The sequence below is a fragment of the Coprococcus sp. TM115-187 genome (assembly GCF_027679115.1).
In the GTDB taxonomy this organism is placed as follows: domain Bacteria; phylum Bacillota; class Clostridia; order Lachnospirales; family Lachnospiraceae; genus Allocoprococcus; species Allocoprococcus comes.
This window is the reverse complement of record NZ_JAQEKS010000045.1, coordinates 1-658: the sequence shown is the minus strand read 5'-3', so window position 1 is coordinate 658 and position 658 is coordinate 1. Positions and strand designations below refer to the sequence as shown.

Below are 658 nucleotides of genomic sequence, written 5' to 3'. Positions count from 1 at the left end.
ACTGATTGAAATGCTTCTGATTTTTGTAGCAAATAATTGATTGAACGATAAGGAGATAAGATACGATGAGAACAATATTTGCAGAATATAATCCCGGACGAAACAGCATTGATGTTTATACCAGTGCAGACTATATGCTTCGCATTGACTGCTGGGAAGCAGAAAAGAATTTGAGAACCACACCCGGATCAGATTGTGCATTAAACACACTTGCCATTGATGAACCACTAGAATATGCGAGACTGTATCTTGATGGGAATGTTTGATTACCGAATCTTCAATATTGATAATTCTTTCCATCTTCTCATTCCTCATATGATTCTCATTTTTACTAAAGTTAAAATCATTTCCTTTGTTTTCGATTATACAGTTCTGTACCCGCAACTTTTTGCTTATTCAGCAAGTTTTTAATTTTTTCACATACTTACTTTCAAATATTTAATTGAGAATACAGAACTCCTCTATATGAGAACAACTTTATTCTCATATAGAGGAGTTCTGTATTGTTTCCTACTACTATTTTTCTAAAATAAATTATCGCTATTTTGCAATTACATTTTTATCATTCTGCTATAAATGACGATCTGTATTTCTCGCACTATATATCAGTCGCCTTACTTCCATAACATTCCCGATAACCACATAATATACCACATAA

The 658-nt window shown here is 32.5% G+C and carries 1 protein-coding gene; it reads left to right on the top strand.

The genetic code is table 11. From position 1 onward, the window contains the following. Positions 1-65 precede the first annotated feature (65 nt). The gene (locus PGW42_RS15610) at positions 66-266 is read left to right on the top strand and encodes a DUF6061 family protein (RefSeq protein ID WP_117558203.1); all 201 of its coding nucleotides are present in this window, start codon (positions 66-68) and stop codon (positions 264-266) included. Positions 267-658: the final 392 nt, after the last annotated feature.